General features: G+C 63.9%; 13 protein-coding genes and 1 pseudogene. 7 read left to right on the top strand and 7 right to left on the bottom strand.

What is annotated here, in order from left to right; all coding sequences use genetic code 11:
• Positions 1-159: pseudogene (locus YY7_RS60055) on the top strand (IS5/IS1182 family transposase); the annotation flags it as partial.
• A gap of 123 nt (positions 160-282) precedes the next feature.
• On the opposite strand, the gene YY7_RS0104020 reads toward YY7_RS60055, so the two are convergent.
• The 4 genes from YY7_RS0104020 to YY7_RS0104005 all read right to left on the bottom strand — a co-directional run bounded on the left by YY7_RS0104020 (position 283) and on the right by YY7_RS0104005 (position 7317).
• Positions 283-3396 (bottom strand): autotransporter outer membrane beta-barrel domain-containing protein, encoded by a 3114-nt coding sequence (locus YY7_RS0104020; RefSeq protein ID WP_028162098.1) that lies wholly within the window; start codon positions 3394-3396, stop codon positions 283-285.
• Positions 3397-3574: 178 nt separating this feature from the next.
• Positions 3575-4531, bottom strand: a complete 957-nt coding sequence (locus YY7_RS0104015; RefSeq protein ID WP_433994487.1) for a DMT family transporter — start codon at positions 4529-4531, stop codon at positions 3575-3577.
• Between the two features lie 234 nt (positions 4532-4765).
• The gene (locus YY7_RS0104010; protein ID WP_028162096.1) at positions 4766-5605 is read right to left on the bottom strand and encodes an aldo/keto reductase; all 840 of its coding nucleotides are present in this window, start codon (positions 5603-5605) and stop codon (positions 4766-4768) included.
• A gap of 227 nt (positions 5606-5832) precedes the next feature.
• Complete coding sequence (locus tag YY7_RS0104005) at positions 5833-7317, bottom strand: aldehyde dehydrogenase family protein (protein ID WP_028162095.1); 1485 nt, start codon at positions 7315-7317, stop codon at positions 5833-5835.
• 119 nt (positions 7318-7436) lie between these two features.
• Between YY7_RS0104005 and YY7_RS0104000 the strand changes: the two genes are divergently transcribed.
• From YY7_RS0104000 to YY7_RS60050, 6 genes are all read left to right on the top strand, one after another.
• Positions 7437-8522 (top strand): substrate-binding domain-containing protein, encoded by a 1086-nt coding sequence (locus YY7_RS0104000; protein ID WP_028162094.1) that lies wholly within the window; start codon positions 7437-7439, stop codon positions 8520-8522.
• A 59-nt stretch (positions 8523-8581) separates the two neighbouring features.
• Complete coding sequence (locus YY7_RS0103995; RefSeq protein ID WP_028162093.1) at positions 8582-8815, top strand: hypothetical protein; 234 nt, start codon at positions 8582-8584, stop codon at positions 8813-8815.
• Between the two features lie 108 nt (positions 8816-8923).
• Entirely contained in the window at positions 8924-9361 is a 438-nt protein-coding gene (locus YY7_RS0103990) for a VOC family protein (RefSeq protein ID WP_028162092.1), read from the top strand.
• Between the two features lie 256 nt (positions 9362-9617).
• Positions 9618-10049, top strand: coding sequence for a CBS domain-containing protein (locus YY7_RS0103985; protein ID WP_028162091.1), 432 nt, complete (start codon positions 9618-9620; stop codon positions 10047-10049).
• 259 nt (positions 10050-10308) lie between these two features.
• Positions 10309-10515, top strand: a complete 207-nt coding sequence (locus YY7_RS0103980) for a hypothetical protein (RefSeq protein WP_028162090.1) — start codon at positions 10309-10311, stop codon at positions 10513-10515.
• Between the two features lie 32 nt (positions 10516-10547).
• Positions 10548-11318 carry a hypothetical protein gene (locus YY7_RS60050; RefSeq protein ID WP_155255023.1) on the top strand — a complete coding sequence of 257 codons (771 nt, stop codon included), beginning with the start codon at positions 10548-10550 and terminating at the stop codon, positions 11316-11318.
• A 64-nt stretch (positions 11319-11382) separates the two neighbouring features.
• Here YY7_RS60050 and YY7_RS0103970 read toward each other — a convergent pair whose 3' ends face one another.
• From YY7_RS0103970 to YY7_RS0103960, 3 genes are read right to left on the bottom strand one after another with little or no spacing between them, the layout of a single operon-like run.
• Complete coding sequence (locus YY7_RS0103970; protein WP_028162088.1) at positions 11383-11574, bottom strand: hypothetical protein; 192 nt, start codon at positions 11572-11574, stop codon at positions 11383-11385.
• 60 nt (positions 11575-11634) lie between these two features.
• A complete protein-coding gene (locus YY7_RS0103965; protein WP_028162087.1) occupies positions 11635-14784 on the bottom strand; it encodes an efflux RND transporter permease subunit in 3150 nt (1049 codons plus the stop codon).
• Positions 14781-16013 (bottom strand): efflux RND transporter periplasmic adaptor subunit, encoded by a 1233-nt coding sequence (locus YY7_RS0103960; protein ID WP_080663565.1) that lies wholly within the window; start codon positions 16011-16013, stop codon positions 14781-14783. The genes YY7_RS0103965 and YY7_RS0103960 overlap by 4 nt, the downstream gene beginning before the upstream one ends.
• Positions 16014-16285: the final 272 nt, after the last annotated feature.

Genomic DNA, 16285 nt, shown 5'->3' with positions numbered 1-16285 from the left:
TACCAGGCCCGCTCGATCTGCGAATGCATCCATGCCCGCTGGCGCAACTGGGACCTCAGGCAATTGACGGTGCGCGGCATCGAAAAGGTCCGAGCCGTCGTGCTCTGGTACGCCCTCACCAACAACATCCTGCAGGGACATCGCCTCGCCAACCCATAGCTGCGCCAAACCATAGCGGCGCGCAAATCCCGCCCCGCTCCACCGTCGAGGTCTTCAACATCCGCTACTTCGGATGCCGTCTACCCGAAAACCGAATTGGTTCTCAGGCTCTACGCTTTCTGGCTACCAGGAAAAGCGCACCACGCCCTTGCCGGCGTAGGATTGGCTGATGCCGGAGAATTCGCCTTCGAAGGTGCCGGCCGCGGACCAGCCGTTCAGCCACTTCATCTCCAGCGACGCCGTGGTGAGCGCGGAATCGGGCGCCTGCGCCGCGCCGTTGACGACGAAGGCTGCGCCCGGCAGCGTTTGGAACACGGCGCTCGCGGCGCGGTCCGGATTGAAGTCATGCGCCCAGGCGGCGCGGCCGCGCAGCGTCACTATTCCGTCCTCGACGGCGAACGACTTGTCCGCGCGCAGGCCGAGCTCGGTGCGCGTGTCGGTGACGCTCTTGACGGTGTAGTTCAGTGCGAAGGTGTTGGCTCCGGACACCACGGCCTCGGCATAGTTCGGCAGCTCGAAGGTCGTCACCTGCGCCGCAGCGTAAGGCGTGAGGCCCAGCCACGGCGTGGCGTAGCGATAGCCACCCTCGAGTCGGCCGGAATAGGTGTTGGCGTTGAACTCCGCGCGGAGATGGTCGACACCTGCGATGGTGACGAAGCGGTCCGTGGTGACATCCTGCCAGCCATAGGCGAATGCGGCGGAGAGATAGGCCGGGCCTGTGGTAGTGCGCGCGAATGCGCCGGCCTGGAACAGGTCGGAGCGGCCCCAGCCGAAGCCGTTGACGCTGAAATTGGTGCCGCCACCAGCAAGCGCAAACCCTGCGAGCAGCGACGGCGAGACGCGATAGTCGAAACCGACGGCGGTGCCATAGATGTTGCTGCTGGCGTTATTCGAGCCGAGCACGGCGTTGCCGTCCGTGGTCTGCGAACCGCCAAAGCCTGCGGCCCACACGCTCCAGCGCGGATCGAAGCCCGGCGGCGCGGCAGGCACCTTCCGATAGACCGCCGCATAGGCATCGCGTTCGCGCTTGCTCCGGGCCGTGCGGGTCGAAGCGTAGGCGTTGGCGCCGTCAACATCGGCAAAGGGCGTTGCGCCCGCGCCGTCACTGAGGCCGCCGTCGCGGCCGGCGATGAACGGATCGGTCAGCAATCCCAGGAACAGGTTCATCGCGTTGAAGGTCGCCTGCTGCGATCCCGTCGCCACCTCGCCGGAGGCTTGCGTCAAGCCGGCCGGCGTCAGCGACGCGAACGGCAAGGGAATGCTGCCATTGGCATTGAAGAAGTTGGTCAGCGCGCCAGCGACGTTCTGCTGATTGACGTTGAGATTGGATTTGGCGCCGAAGTCGAGGCCGAACGTCAGGTACGCATTGGTCGCGTCATAGCTTAGCGCGGCCGTGAGTGCGCCGGGCAGACCGGACACGTTGAGGCCACTGAATGTCGTCCCGCCAAGGCCGCCATCCGCGGTCAGGATCGTATACGGCCGCTTCGAGATCGAGCTGCCGGGCGAGAGGCTGGCGGCAACGGAGCCGCCGAGCGTTGCGGTGCCGGTCACGTGGGCGAAGGAGGATGCGGTAGAGCTGAGCTGCACCAGATAGAGCGCGCCGGACTGCAGCGCGAGATTGCCGGCGACGGTGGTGGACGCGCCCGGCACCGCATTGCCCGGCATGAACGCGCCGCCGCTTGCGATCGCGGTGTTGCCGACCGTGCCGATGCCCGAGAGCACACCGCCGGCGCTGACCGCCACGCTGCCGTTGATGACGCCATCGACCGCGAGCGTGCCGCCGAGCACGTTCCAGTCCTGGGCACCGGTGCCGGTCACGGTCCATTTCGAGCTGTCGACCTTGTTGAAGGTCAAGAAGCCATCATACTGATTGCCGGGTCCGATCAGGCTGAGGTCGAACGTGCCTGTGCCGGTGCCGCCGAGCTGGAAGGTGTCGCTGCCGTTGGCAAGCACCAGGCCGTGGATGACGCTACCCGGGCCGAGCGTCAGCACACTGGCGGAGCCGGGGGCGCAGCCGCAGAATTCGATTGCAGCGAAACCGGCGGCGGCGTTGATGGTGCCCGAGTTGAAGACAGAGCCGCCACCGTTGACCACGATGCCGACGGCGTCGCTGCCGACATTGATGGTCCCGGTGTTGATGACCTGGTTGGCGCCGGCAGGTCCGGCAGTCGAGACGTTGATGCCGGCGGCCGGCGCGCCGTTTCCGACGGTGATCGTGCCTGCGTTTGTGACGGTGAGGGAATCGCCGACCGCGAAGACGCCTGTGGTGCTGTCGCCGCCGACAATGCTGCCTGTGTTGGTGATCGTGCCGGACCCGCTGAGCGAGAGGGGGAACGAGATGATGCCGTAGCCCAACATGCCGACGTTGATCGTACCGCTGTTGGTGATCTTCGTGTTGTCGCCGGCTGCGATGATAGCCATGCCGAAATCGTCCGATGTGATCGAGCCGGCGTTGCTGATCACCGCGTTGTTGCCCTGCACGGAAATGCCTGCGGCTCCTTGACCAGCGATGATGCTGGCGCCTGCGGTGTTGGTGATCGTGTTGTTGTCGTTGATCGCGAAGATGCCGGCCGCGGGCGAAGAGGTGAAGCCTGTCGTGATCGTGCCGGCGTTGGTCACCGTGCTGTTGCCGGCGACGAAGATGCCGTTGCCGGAGTTGCCGACCGTGATGGAGCCCGCAGCGGTGTTGGCGATCGTGTTGTTCTGGCCCCCCAAGATGCCGGTGCCTCGGTTTCCGGCAGACAGCGCGCCGCTGTTGGTGACGACGTTGCCGTCCCCGACCGAGATCGCGAAACCGTCCGAGCCGGCGGAGATGGTCCCGTTGTTGGCGATGCTGTTGTTGTTGAGAGCGCCGATGCCGATCGCGCTTTCGCCGACCGAGATGATGTCGTTGTTGGTGACAGTGTTCGAATTGCCGACGTTCAGGCCGGTCAGGAAAGCATCCGCGTTCAAGGTGCCGTTATTGATGACGGTGTTGGAATCGTTGAGGCCGATCGCCGCCGTGCCGTTGTCGCCAACGGTCGCTCCCGACTGCACATTGACGGTGAGGTTGTTGACGCCGGCGCCGGCCACAAAACCGCCGGGGACGAGGCCGCTGCAGGTGACGCTCGCCCCGCTCGTTGCCGGATCGGGCACGCATTGCGCATTCGCCGCCACTGTGGACAGACACAGGCCAGCCAGGATCGCCGCCACGGCGGCCGTGTGCGCGCCGAGACCAGCAGGCAACCGAAACCACACGCCAACGCCCCCTCATTCCCCCGCGCCTCACGGCGCTTCCCTGGAACTCAGGTAGCATGCGGTTTCCCGACCGATGGCAAGAATCCGGCCGAATGCGGCTGATCGCTCAGTTTTCGCGGCGACACTGTGGCGCGGTCGCAACGATTGCGCGGCGATACGTCTCACTCCGCGCACGAAGTCAGGCGTTCGGCGAGGGCTCGCCGGGCACGGTCAGGAGCTGCGAGCGACGGATTCGCTCGCGGTGGGCGGTGTAGAGGCCGGACGCGACGATGAAGGCGGCGCCGATCACGGTCCAGATGCTCGGCACCTCGCCGAAGATGAAGAAGCCGAGCAGGCTGACCCACAGCAATTGCGTGTAGGAGAACGGCGCCAGCACCGAGGCATCGGCATAGCGGAAAGCCAGCACCACGATCCACTGGCCCGCGGTCGAGGCCACGCCGACCAGGATGCCGAGAAGAATGTCGTGCCAGCTCGGCGTCACCCAAGCGAACGGCACCATGACGCTCATGATCGCGAAGCCCACGATGGCGGAATAGGTCATGGTGGTGATGGCGGCATCGCGGCCGCTGATCATGCGCGTCATGATCAAGGTCGAAGCCCAGCAGAAAGCCGACAGCAGCGGGAAGAAGGCGGCGACGTGGAACGCGCTGGTGCCGGGCCGCAGGATGATGAGGACGCCGATGAGGCCGAGCGCGGTCGCGATCCAGCGCCGCAGGCCGACCTTCTCGCCTAGGAAAACGATCGACAGCGCCGTGACGTACAGTGGCGCCACGAAGCCGGTGGCGGAGGCTTCCGCGATCGGGAGGAAGGCTAAGCCGGAGATGAAGAACAGCGACGAGCCGAGCAGCGTCGCGCCGCGAAGGAACTGTAAGCCGACCCGGCCGGTGCGCAGCGCAAAGAGCGGCGAGCCCGGCAGCATCGCAGGCGACATGATCAGCGCGAACACCAAGAAGCGGATCCAGGTGATCTCGATCGATGGCAGCGTCGCCGACAGATATTTCGAGGTGACGTCGGACGTGCCGAGAAAAATCGTCGACAGCAGGATCAGCGCGATGCCCTTGAACGGCCGATCGGCGCGCGCGGGGGCTTTGCGGGAGACGGATTTCTTCGCAGGCGAAGATTTCTTTGCAGGCAATGGCAAAGGTGCGCTGTCCAGCCTGGCGGCTGCGGCGGGGGGCGGTGTCACGGCAATCTCGGAGGCACAAATAAGCGAATCTGCGAGCCTGTAAAAAACGCCAAATGGCGGCGCACGACAAGGTCCGAAAACAGGACGCCGATATGCGCGAATGTGCGCGGCAGCACGCTACGCCCAGCGCGGCAACTCGCCGTCGCCGTTGCAACACTTTGTTAAGAATCGTGTTCGCTATCGCTAGAGCATCGGCAAACTTCGCGGCTTGGGACCGCGCGGAAAAGCCTTGTCCAAAGCTTCGATCTCGCTGGCGCTGAGCACGAGATCGCCGGCCGCCGCATTCTCAGCGGCGTGCTCCGCGCTCGACGCTTTCGGGATCGCGAACACGGACGCCGCGCGCGTGAGAAAAGCCAGCGCGATCTGGCGTGGCGCGGCGTTGTGCGCCTTCGCGACCTCCTGCAGCACCTCCCCGCCCTTGCTCCGTGGCGAAGGAAAATCATTGTGGCCGAACGGCGAGTAGGCGACCACGGCGACGCCATGCTTCTCGCACCACGGGATCACAGCATGCTCGATCGCGCGCTCCTGCAGATGATAGAGCACCTGGTTGCAGGCGATCCTGCCCTTGCCTGAGACTTCCAGGATTTCGCCGAGATCATCGGCATCGAAATTGCTGACGCCCCAGGACCGTATTTTTCCGGAGGCAACCAGTTCCTCGAACGCCGCGACGGTGTCCTCCAGCGGATAGGATCCGCGCCAGTGCAACAGATAGCAGTCGAGGTGGTCGGTCTTCAGCCGCTTCAGCGAGCGCTCGCAGGCGGTGATGGTGCCGCGGCGCGAGGCGTTGCTGGGCAGGACTTTCGAGACCAGGAACAATTCGTCGCGCCGGCCTTGAATCGCATCCGCGATCACGAGCTCGGCATCGCCATACATCTCCGCAGTGTCGATATGGGTCATGCCAAGCTCGATGCCACGGCGCAGCGCCGCCACCGCCGCCTTGCGGTCGCCGCGGTCGAGATACCAGGTGCCCTGCCCGATCACGGAGACATTGGGGCCATGGTGGCCGAATTTTTTGGTGCGCATGATCGCCTCGCTCATCGGGGAGAGACCAACCCTAGACGATTGGTGAGGCGATGTCGCGGCAATACGCCCCTGTCGTTCCTGCGAAAGCAGGGACCCACAACCACAGGAAGATGTTGTGGCGCGAGCAAGCAGTTACAGCCACGCATCTCATCAAGTCCTGTGGTTATGGGTCCCGGGTCAAGCCCGGGACGACAGCGGAGTTTGTGGCGCGCGCATGCATGTCGCCGTCAGACGTTGAGGTTCGTCCAGACCGCCTTTGGCTCGGTGAAATTGTCGATCGCGGCGGTGCCGTGCTCGCGGCCGAGGCCTGAATCGCGCTCGCCGCCCCAGGGCAACCGCACATCGGTGTAGCCATAGGTGTTGATCCACACCGTGCCGGCCCGCGCGCGCTTGGCAAAGCGCTGCACGCGGCCGATGTCGCTGCTCCAGACGCCGGCGGCGAGGCTGTAGGCGGTGCCGTTGGCGATCCGAAGCGCATCGGCCTCGTCCTTGAACTTGATCACGCTGACGACGGGCCCAAAGATCTCCTCCTGCGAGATCCGCATCTCGTGCTTCACATTGGCGAACACAGCCGGGCTGATGAAATAGCCGCGATCGCCGACGCGCTCGCCACCGGTCACAAGCAACGCGCCCTCGTTCTTGCCGATGTCGACGTAATCGAGAATGGTCTTCATCTGCTTGTCGGAAATCACCGGTCCGAGCGCCGTGGCGCGATCCTGGGGATCGCCGATACGCAATGCGCTGGCGCGTGCGGCCAAGCGTTCGACCACCTCGTCATAGACGCTCTCCTGTACAAGGACACGCGAGCCGGCCGAGCAGACCTGCCCGGCGTTGAAGAAGATGCCGGCGGCCGCAGCCTTCGCCGCGGCATCGAGGTTCGCGTCCTCGAAGATGACGTTGGCCGACTTGCCACCGAGCTCCAGCGACACGCGTTTGAAATTGCCGGCTGCGCCGCGCATGATTCCGCGACCCACACCGGGCGAGCCGGTGAACGTGACCTTGTCGACGTCGGGGTGATTGACCAGCGCCTCGCCGGCGATGCGGCCGGGGCCGGTGACGATGTTGAGCACGCCGCGCGGCAGGCCGGCTTCAAGGGCGAGCTCGCCGATCCGGAGCGCTGACAGCGAGGTCAGTTCGGCCGGCTTCATCACGATCGTGCAGCCGCACGCCAGTGCCGGCGCGAGCTTCCACATGCCGATCATCAGCGGAAAATTCCAGGGCACGATCGCGGCGACCACGCCGACCGGCTCGCGGACCGTGTAGGTGAGCGCATCGTCGCGGGTGCTCACGACATCGCCGCCGATCTTGTCGGCCCAGCCGGCGTAATAGGTCAGCGTGTCGATTGCCGCCGGAAAGTCCTGCCGCAGCACCGCCGCGATCGGCTTGCCGGCATCGAGGCTTTCGAGCTCGACGATCTCGTCGGCATGCTGCTTCAAGAGCTCTGCCCATTTCAGAAGGATGTGCCCACGTTCGGCGGCGCGCATGGTGCGCCATGGTCCCTCAAAAGCGCGGCGCGCGGCAGCGACAGCGCGATCGACGTCCGCGGCTCCGCCTTCCGCGATCGTCGCGATCACGTCCTCGGTCGCGGGGTTGAGGGACTTGAATGTGCGTCCGGAGATGGCCGGGACGCGGGCGCCGTCGATCAGCAGCAACTCTTCCGGGGCGGCGGAACGGCCGAGGGCCTCCTGCGCATAGTCATATGCAATTGACATCATATTTCCTCCTGGTTGGTATACCAAACCTAGGAGCATATACCCCGCCGTAAATATGATATGTTCTGCCTATGGCTCGCGAAAATATGAAGTCTATTTCATAATGAGAAGCTACGACGATGCTGCACATCGAGATTGAAACCATCTGGCGATTTCACCGCGAAGGCAGCCCGCAGACGGCTGTGGTGATCCTCGGCATCCTCAACGAGATCCGCAAAACCGGGAAAATCTCCAGCGCGGCCACTGACGCGCACTTGTCCTATCGCCACGTCTGGAACCTGATCGACCAATGGTCGGAGTTCTTCGGCGTGCCGCTGGTGGAGACCCAGCGCGGCAAGGGCTCGAAGCTGACGTCGTTCGGCGAGAAACTGGTCTGGGCCGGCGAGCGCATGCAGGCTCGCCTTGGCCCGCAACTCGAAAACCTCGCGCAGGAGCTGGTCACGGAGATCAAGCCGTTCCTGCACCAGCGTCCCTCGGTGATCCGCGTTCATGCGAGCCACGGTTTTGCGGTGTCAAAGCTGCGTGAATTCCTCGACCGCGAGCCCGGCATGGGCGTCGACCTCCGCTATGTCAGCAACCAGAACTCGCTGGTGTCGCTGGCGCAGGGCGCCTGCGACCTCTCCGGCGTGCACCTGCCACGCGGCGAATTGCGCGCGCAGGGCATCAAGGCGTGCCGCGACTGGCTCGATCCGCGCGAGGACCGCGTGATCAGTTTCGTCACGCGCGAAATGGGCCTGATGGTCAAGCGCGGCAATCCGCTCAAGATCAGCTCACTGAAGGATCTGGTCGATCGCAAGGCGCGCTTCGTCAACCGCGATCACGATTCGGGCACAAGGCAGCTTTTCGACCAGCTGCTGGCACTGCACCGGATTGCCGAGAGCAGGATCAATGGTGCACAGCAGATGGAATTCACCCATGCCGCCGTTGCCGCCTATGTAGCCAGCGGCATGGCGGATGCGAGCTTCGGCGTCGAGGCGGCCGCCCGTCAATTCGGGCTCGACTTCATCCGGCTGCTCACGGAAGACTATTTCTTCGTCTGCAAGAAGACGTTCCTCGAGACCGAACCGATGCGGCGCGTGCTCGAGATCATGAAGAGCGGCGCTTTCCACAAGGCCATCGACGCCCTTCCCGGCTACGTTGCCTCCGAAACCGGCAAGGTCAGCGGCGTGAAGGATTTCCTGGAACGCATGCACTCTGATCGCTGAGGCTGCGCCGGCCGTTCGCTGGCCGAAATTGCGCAGCTCGAGAACCGGCTGGGCCGACCGTGCTGCACTGGCACGGCGACACTTTCGATCTTCCGCAGCAAGCTGTGCGGCTCGCTTCAAATGCCAATTACGAGAACCAGGCCTTCGCCTATCGGCGGCACGCGCTTGCGCTCCAGTTCCATCTCGAGGCCGACCCGCGTCAGCTGGAAGAGTGGTATGTCGGCCACGCGGCCGAATTGTCGGCGTTGAAAACGGGGTGGGGGTTTGAGGCGGTCCATGATTCAAGCTTCTGATGTGGACAGCATGAATCGGACCCGGACGGCCGCCGGTGTTGGGGGCACCTCAAGCGTCCGTTGTTGGACTCGGCGACACCTTGGAACGACACCTTGGAGATTGGACACATGGCGCTCAAGCGGATGGACAACGTAGGAATCGTCGTCGAAGACCTCGGAGGGACGATTGATTTCTTTCGCGAACTCGGCCTCGAGCTCGAAGGGCGTGCCACGATCGAAGGAGAATGGGCCGGACGTGTCACCGGACTGGGCGATCAGCGTGTCGAGATTGCCATGATGCGCACACCAGACGGCCACAGCCGGCTCGAGCTCTCCCGCTTCCTCACGCCGCCTGTCGTCGCAGATCACCGGAACGCCCCGGTCAATGCCCTAGGCTACCTCCGCGTGATGTTCGCCGTGGACGACATCGACGAGACGCTTGAAAGGCTCCGCACGCGCGGCGCGCAGCCCGTAGGCGACGTAGTCCAGTATAAAGACGCGTATCGGCTCTGCTACATCCGTGGGCCTGAAGGGCTTCTGATCGGACTCGCCCAAGAACTCGGCTGAGCGCAATACGAAGACAAACGGCGAAGAGTGACCAATTTCGGCGAGCGCGCGCGAGGCCGCCCCGCCTGTTCGAGGTCCATCCCTCCAACCGACGGCCTCTGCCGTCGTTACACCGCGGCCCCGATACTCGCTGACTGCTTGCTGCCAATATGATAGGCTGATGCTCCTAATCGAGGAGAATGGATGCCATGGTACGTGGCCCCTGTTGCGGGGGCGGGATGAAATAGGCGGCGAGGCCGCACGATGGGAGGAAACTATGACCATCGAAAGCATTCTGAGGCGGAAGGGCACCGAGGTTACGACAATAGCTCCGGACGCCAGCATCAAGAGGGCGGCAGACTGGCTCCGCGCAAAGAATATTGGCGCTCTCGTGGTGACAAGTGAGGACTCTGTTCTCGGCCTGATTTCCGAACGTGAAATCGTTCATGCATTTTCTCGCTATGGCGCGACAGCCGGGTCGATGCTTGTGAAGGAAATCATGCAATGCGGTGTGACTACGGTGTCTCCGGACGAGAGTGTCAATCGCGCGATGAAATTGATGACGCACCATCGCGTGCGCCACATGCCGGTACTGCGCGGCGGCAAGCTAGTCGGTATCGTCAGCATCGGCGACGTCGTCAAGGATCGACTTGAGAATCTGGAGCTTGAGGCGAACATCCTTCGTGACGTCTACAAGGCCGCGCGTTGACGGCCCGGGCGCTGGCTCCTAGGCGCGCTGTCAATCCTCGTGCTCGCGTTCACATGGACTCGGTTGCACCCTAGAAAGGCTGCGTGGGGACGCCCGCGCCGACAAAGCTGCGGAAAGCGTCGCATCCAATAAAAACGTTGTGGCTGTGAACGAGCTCACAACGCAACCAGCGCGATCATGTTTTGATCGGGCTGCATCAAACATTGATAGAATGGGATGCGACGGTCGCCGGAGGGCTTCCCCAGGAAAGGGGTAAGACATGAACAGCAAACCTCCCACTCCGAAGCGGGGTGCTTTCCCTACGCCGAAAGAGGTGCGCGACAAAGCACCAAAGTACAACCCTGACGCATCCGACACAGCCGACGATCAGGAAGGCAAGGAGACAGACTCTTCGCCGGACCAGCAGCGGCACGAGGATGCTCAGCGTGAACCGAAAGACGAAGCGATGGACCCTAAGCGGAAATAATCGAAGTTCATTTCAGCAAACGGAGACATACCATGGCAATCCAGCTTGGAGGAAGCGGACAAGGTAGATATCCCAAACGCGGAGCGACTCCCACGCCGAGGAGCGTTTTGGCAGCCGCCACTCCACATAGTGTCGTTGGCCTTGCGGCGACACCTCCCCATTTCATCACGATCCCTCATAGGCTGTCCTCTTGGGGCAATTTCGATCACGGTGATTGCGTCACTGCCGAAGAAGCGTTCGCGAAGGCGTGTCACAATCCGGAAATCTTCATTTCGGACAACGAAGTGATACGATGGGCGACGAAACATGGGGTGCTGGAGGGGGCCTATCTGCATCAGGTGATGCTTTGGATGCAGGAAAACGGCTTCCATCAGAACCGGCACATCTATGATGACGGCCAGATCTATTCGGTCGACTGGACGAATCCCTCCACGTTAAACAGCGCAATTGCGACAGGTCCGGTCAAGATTGGCGTTGCCGCAACCCAAATCCAGACCGCATGGAACTCAACGAACGGCAAGACCGGATGGTTTGCCCTTGGATTCAACAAGGACACCAACGAGGACCATTGCGTCAGCCTTTGCGGATACGGCTCGCTCAACTGGCTCGCACAGCAGCTTCAGGTCACCGTGCCGGCCGGTGTCGACGGTACAAAGCTTGGCTATGCGATGTTCACATGGGACTCGATCGGTATCATCGATCAGCCTTCTATGATCGCCGTTACCGAAGAGGCATGGCTCAGAACCCCGACGACGATCGTCAAGCCCGCAAAGACGCCCGCGCGGGAAAGCGTCACGGCGTAGCACGCTTCAGTGGAATGACTGCACCGGCGCGGAGCCCGCTTCACCGGCAGAGCTTCGCGCCGCCCTACAAATCCGCGGGGCGTCTCTTGCAGGCGAAGAACGCGGTGACGGCGAGCGGGATTGCGAGCGCGATCCATGAGGTCGTGTCCCAGATGCCATCGCCGAGCAAGGCGGACACAAGGCCGAAAGCGACGATCACCGCGATGATCGCCGGCAACAGAAAGATCTGGGTGAGCGAACGACGGGCGTTGATCATCAGAGGTGCTCCGGAACTTGCACGGCGGGATATCGGGATTCGGCCAATTCACCCACCACTCTACTCCGCGGGCGGCGCATGCGGTGTTTCGGCTGGTTTGCCGAAACGGCGTTTCGCCTCTTCGCGCCAGCGCTGGAAGGTGACGTAGAGCATCGGCACCAGGAAAATGCCGATCGAGCTTGCGGCGAGCATGCCGCCGAACACCGCCGTGCCGACCGCCCTGCGGCTGATCTCGGCGGCACCGGTCGCGACCACCAGCGGCACCAGGCCGAGGATGAAAGCGATCGAGGTCATCATGACCGCGCGGAACCGCATCTGGGCGCCGAGCTCGGCGGCCTGCGCGATCGGCAATCCGCCCTCGCGCTGCTCCTTGGCAAACTCGACGATCAGGATGCCGTTCTTGGCAGCGAGCGCGATCAGCACCACGAGGCCGATCTGGCCGTAGAGATCGAGGTTCAAGCCGGCGACCTTGATCGCCGTGTACGAGCCGAGCACGCCGACCGTGACCGACAACAGGACCGGGATCGGAATGGTCCAGCTCTCGTACAGCGCAACCAGGAACAGATAGGCGAACAGCACCGCGAGCGCGAGAATGATGCCGGTCTGCCCCGAGGCCGCCTGCTCCTGATAGGCGGTGCCGGTCCATTCGTAGGAATAGCCGGCCGGCAGCGTCGCCCGCGAAATCTCCTCCATCGCGGCGATCGCGGTGCCTGACGAGACGCCCGGCGCCGGACTGCCGTTGATGGTGACCGAGCGGTAGTTGTTGTAGCGGGTGATGACCTGCGGTCCGGTGACGATCCTCACGCTCGCGATGGAGCGCATCGGCACCATCTCGCCGCCGCTGTTGCGGACATAGATCTGCCAGATGTCGGAGACGTCGCCGCGATTGGCGGCCTCGCCCTCCACATTGACCTGCCAGGTGCGGCCGAACAGGTTGAAGTTGTTGACGTAGATGCCGCCCAGCGTCGCCTGGAGCGCGGTGAACACGTCGGCCATGTTTAGCCCGAGCGCCTGCGCCTTGGCGCGGTCGATGTCGAGATAGATCGACGGATTGGTCGCGGTGAAGGTCGAGAACACGCGCGCCAGTCGCGGATCGCGGTTCGCCGCATTGATCAGGCCGGTCATCGTGCTGCCGAGCGCGGCCGGATCCTGCCCCTCAAGCGCATCGAGCTGATATTCGAAGCCGCCGGAGGTCGAAAGCCCGATGATCGGCGGCAGGTTGAACGGCAGGATATTGGCCTGCCGGATCTGCGCGCCCTCACCAAACATCCGCCGGATCGTCGCCTGCACCGAATCCGCGGCGGCCTGCCGATCGGCGAACGGTTTCATGCGCGCCACCATGAAGGCCGAGTTCGGCTCGCTCGCGCCGTCGAGCAGCGAGAAGCCGATGATCGAGAGCACGTGCTCGACCTGCGGCATCTTCTTCAAGAGCGCCTCGACCTGCTTGGTCACCTCGCTGGTGCGCGACACCGACGCACCGTCAGGCAATTGCACCGAGATGAAGAAGGCGCCCTGATCCTCCTCGGGCAGGAAGCCCGTCGGAGTTATGCGCGACACGCCGAAAACGCCGCCGGCAAACACCAGCACCGCGACCAGCGACAATATCGCCACCCGCAGCAGCCGGCGCACCATGCCGGCATAACGGTCGCGCACCCAATCGATGCCGCCGAGCACGCGCCCCATGATGCCGCGGCGCGGCCCGGTATGCCGCAGGAACACGGCGCAAAGTGCCGGCGACAGCGTCAGCGCGTTCAGCGCCGAGATCACCATAGCCGCGCTGATCGTCACCGCGAACTGGCGAAACAGGGTTCCGGAGATGCCGGGGATGAACGCGATCGGCACGAACACCGACAACAGCACCAGCGAAATCGCGATGATCGGCGCGGTGATCTGCGCCATCGCCTTTTTGGTGGCCTCCGCCGGCGACAGCTCGGGCTCGCTCTCCATCACGCGTTCGACGTTCTCGACCACGACGATGGCGTCGTCGACCACGATGCCGATGGCAAGCACCATCGCAAGCAGCGACACGGTGTTGGCGGAATAGCCGAGGATCAGGAGAACCGCAAAGGTGCCGATCAGGCTGACCGGCACCGCGACCGCCGGGATCACCGTGGCGCGCAAATTGCCGAGGAACAGGAACACGACGATCACGACCAGCACGAAGGCTTCGCCGAGCGTCTTCAGCACTTCCTTGATGGTATCGGAGACGAAGGTCGTGGAGTCGTACTGCACCAGATAGGTCAGGCCCGGGGGAAACCGTTCCGACAATCTGGTGAGCGTCGACTGCACCGCGGCGGCGGTGGTCACCGCATTGGCGCCCGGCGCAAGATAGATGCCGATCGGTACGCCGGGCTGACCGTCGATCCGGGACTCGCTGTCCATGTTCTGGGCGCCGATCTCGACCCGGGCGACGTCGCTGACCCGGAGCACCGAGCCGTCCGGATTGGCGCGCAGCACGATATTGCCGAACTGGGCCGCCGTCGTGAGCCGCCCTTGCGTCTGCACGTTGAACTGGAACTGCTGGTCCTCGGCGATCGGACGGGCGCCGATGCGGCCGACCGGCGCCTGCACGCTCTGCGCCCGGATCGCCGCGATCACATCCGAGGGCGCCAGATTGAGGCTGGTGAGCCGCTGCGTATCGAACCAGATCCGCATCGAGTAGTTCAGCTTCGCGAACAGCGAGGCCTGGCCGACGCCCGGCGTGCGCGAGATCGCATCGAGCACGTTGATGATCGCGTAGTTGGTGATGAACAGCGGATCCTGCTGGCCGCTCTTGCTGTACAGCACGATGAACTGCAGCACGGCCGAGGATTTCTTCTGCACGACCAGGCCTTGCGCCTGCACCTCGGTCGGCAGTTGCGCGAGCGCGCTCTGGACGCGGTTGTTGACGTTGACGGTGTTGATATCAGGATTGGTGCCGAGCGCGAACGAGACGGTCAGCGTGTAGCTGCCGTCATTACCGCTGGTCGACTTCATGTAGAGCATCTTGTCGACGCCGACGACCTGGGCTTCGAGCGGCTGCGCGACGCTCGATTCCACCACTTCGGCGGAGGCGCCCGGGAAATTGGCGGTTACGGTGACCTGTGGCGGCACGATGTCCGGAAACTGCGCCACCGGAATTTGCAATAGCGCCAGCGCGCCCGCGATGGTGATGACCAGCGCGATGACGATGGCAAGCCGCGGACGATCGACGAAGACGGCGGAAATCATGGGCTGGTGCCCGCAGGCTTCGGACCGATCGCGCCGCCGCTCCGGGGCGAGCCCGTGTTTTCCGCCGTTTCCTTCAGGCTCGACTGGATCAGCGCGCTCGCCGGTGCCGGCGCCACCGGCTGGCCGGGCCGCACCCGCTGCATTCCTTCAGCGATCACCTTCTCTCCGACCGAAAGCCCAGAGGTCACCGAAGCGATGGTCGCCGTCGACTGTCCAAGGACGATCCGCCGCTGCTCCGCCTTGTTGTCGGCCCCGAGCACGAAGACATAGTCGCCCTGCTGGTCCGACAGCACGGCCGAGCGCGGGATCGCCACCACGTCGACCGGCTGCGCGCCCTCGAGCAGGACGGTGACGAACTCGTTGTCGGTGAGCTGGCGCACCGTGACGTTGTCCGCCGACGACAGACGAGGCAGTATGGGATTGGGGATAATGCCGCGCAGCGTGATGGTATCGGTGTTCTGCGCGATCGTGTTGTTGACGAAGTTGAGCTCGCCGACCTGGTCATAGAGCTTGCCGTCGGGCAGACGGATCCTGATCACCACCGCCTTGAACCCGCCCAGCGTCGCGTAACGGTCGCGCAGCACGAGGCCTTCGCGCACCGACACCGGGAAGGTCACGTACATCGGGTCCTGGCTCACGATGGTCGTGAGCACGCCCGAGCTTGGGCTGACAACGTTGCCTTCGGTCACCGCGGTGCGGCCGATCTTGCCGTCGATCGGCGAGCGGATCTGGGTGTAGTCCAGATTGATCTTTGAGAGGTCGACTTGTGCCTGGGCAGCCTGCACCTGCGCTTCCAGGCTCTGCTCGTTGGCGAGCGCAGCATCATAGGTGGACTGCTGGCCGGCCGGCCCGCCGAGCAAGGCCTTGGCGCGGCCGGTCGTCAGCTTGGCGTTGACGAGGGTGGCCTGCAATTGCGCGACCTGCGCCTTCTTGGACTCAAGGTCCGCCTCGAACGGGCCGCGCTCGAGCTCGTAGAGCATATCGCCGGTCTTGACCTCGGCGCCTTCGACGAAGTTCCGCTTTTCCAGGAAGGCGGTGACGCGGGCGACCACGTTGACCCGGTTGGTGGCCTCGATCCGCCCCAGAAACTCGTTGGATTGCGTCACGGGCCGCTTGACCGCCTCGATGATACCGACCGCGGGAGGTCCCGCGGCCTGCTGGGCCTCGGCGGCGGCCAGCGCGCCGAACATGGCGCTGCCCAACGCGACGACCCCGGCGAGCCGGGCCATTGTTATCCCTGCAAGATTCACTGTTCGCGCCTTTGTCCCGTTTGACCCGGATCAATAGCATCCGCATCGGGAAAGCCAACGGTATGAACGTATGGCAGCGGTCAATCGATGCTCTCTCGATGGCCAGATCGCCGTGTCGCACCAAAATGTGATGGCGGAGGAAGGGATCAGGTCCGCAGGCCTCCGCTGGTAGCGCTGTGTGGCCCCGCCGCTACTGGAACGAACTTTTTTGGCCAGGCGCTGCACAACCTGTTGAATGTTGCTTGCTGCAT

It is taken from the genome of Bradyrhizobium elkanii WSM2783 (genome assembly GCF_000472865.1).
Taxonomy (GTDB): domain Bacteria; phylum Pseudomonadota; class Alphaproteobacteria; order Rhizobiales; family Xanthobacteraceae; genus Bradyrhizobium; species Bradyrhizobium elkanii_A.
Note: the sequence above shows the minus strand (reverse complement) of the source record. Positions and strands in the feature narration are given on the sequence as shown.

Bases quoted from the DNA above. Each gene is read 5' to 3' on its own strand.
- YY7_RS0104010 (WP_028162096.1), bottom strand. From the start codon at position 5,605: ATGCGCACCAAAAAATTCGGCCACCATGGCCCCAATGTCTCCGTGATC.
- YY7_RS0104005 (WP_028162095.1), bottom strand. From the start codon at position 7,317: ATGTCAATTGCATATGACTATGCGCAGGAGGCCCTCGGCCGTTCCGCC.
- YY7_RS0104000 (WP_028162094.1), top strand. From the start codon at position 7,437: ATGCTGCACATCGAGATTGAAACCATCTGGCGATTTCACCGCGAAGGC.
- YY7_RS0103990 (WP_028162092.1), top strand. From the start codon at position 8,924: ATGGCGCTCAAGCGGATGGACAACGTAGGAATCGTCGTCGAAGACCTC.
- YY7_RS0103985 (WP_028162091.1), top strand. From the start codon at position 9,618: ATGACCATCGAAAGCATTCTGAGGCGGAAGGGCACCGAGGTTACGACA.
- YY7_RS0103980 (WP_028162090.1), top strand. From the start codon at position 10,309: ATGAACAGCAAACCTCCCACTCCGAAGCGGGGTGCTTTCCCTACGCCG.
- YY7_RS60050 (WP_155255023.1), top strand. From the start codon at position 10,548: ATGGCAATCCAGCTTGGAGGAAGCGGACAAGGTAGATATCCCAAACGC.
- YY7_RS0103970 (WP_028162088.1), bottom strand. From the start codon at position 11,574: ATGATCAACGCCCGTCGTTCGCTCACCCAGATCTTTCTGTTGCCGGCG.
- YY7_RS0103965 (WP_028162087.1), bottom strand. From the start codon at position 14,784: ATGATTTCCGCCGTCTTCGTCGATCGTCCGCGGCTTGCCATCGTCATC.
- YY7_RS0103960 (WP_080663565.1), bottom strand. From the start codon at position 16,013: ATGGCCCGGCTCGCCGGGGTCGTCGCGTTGGGCAGCGCCATGTTCGGC.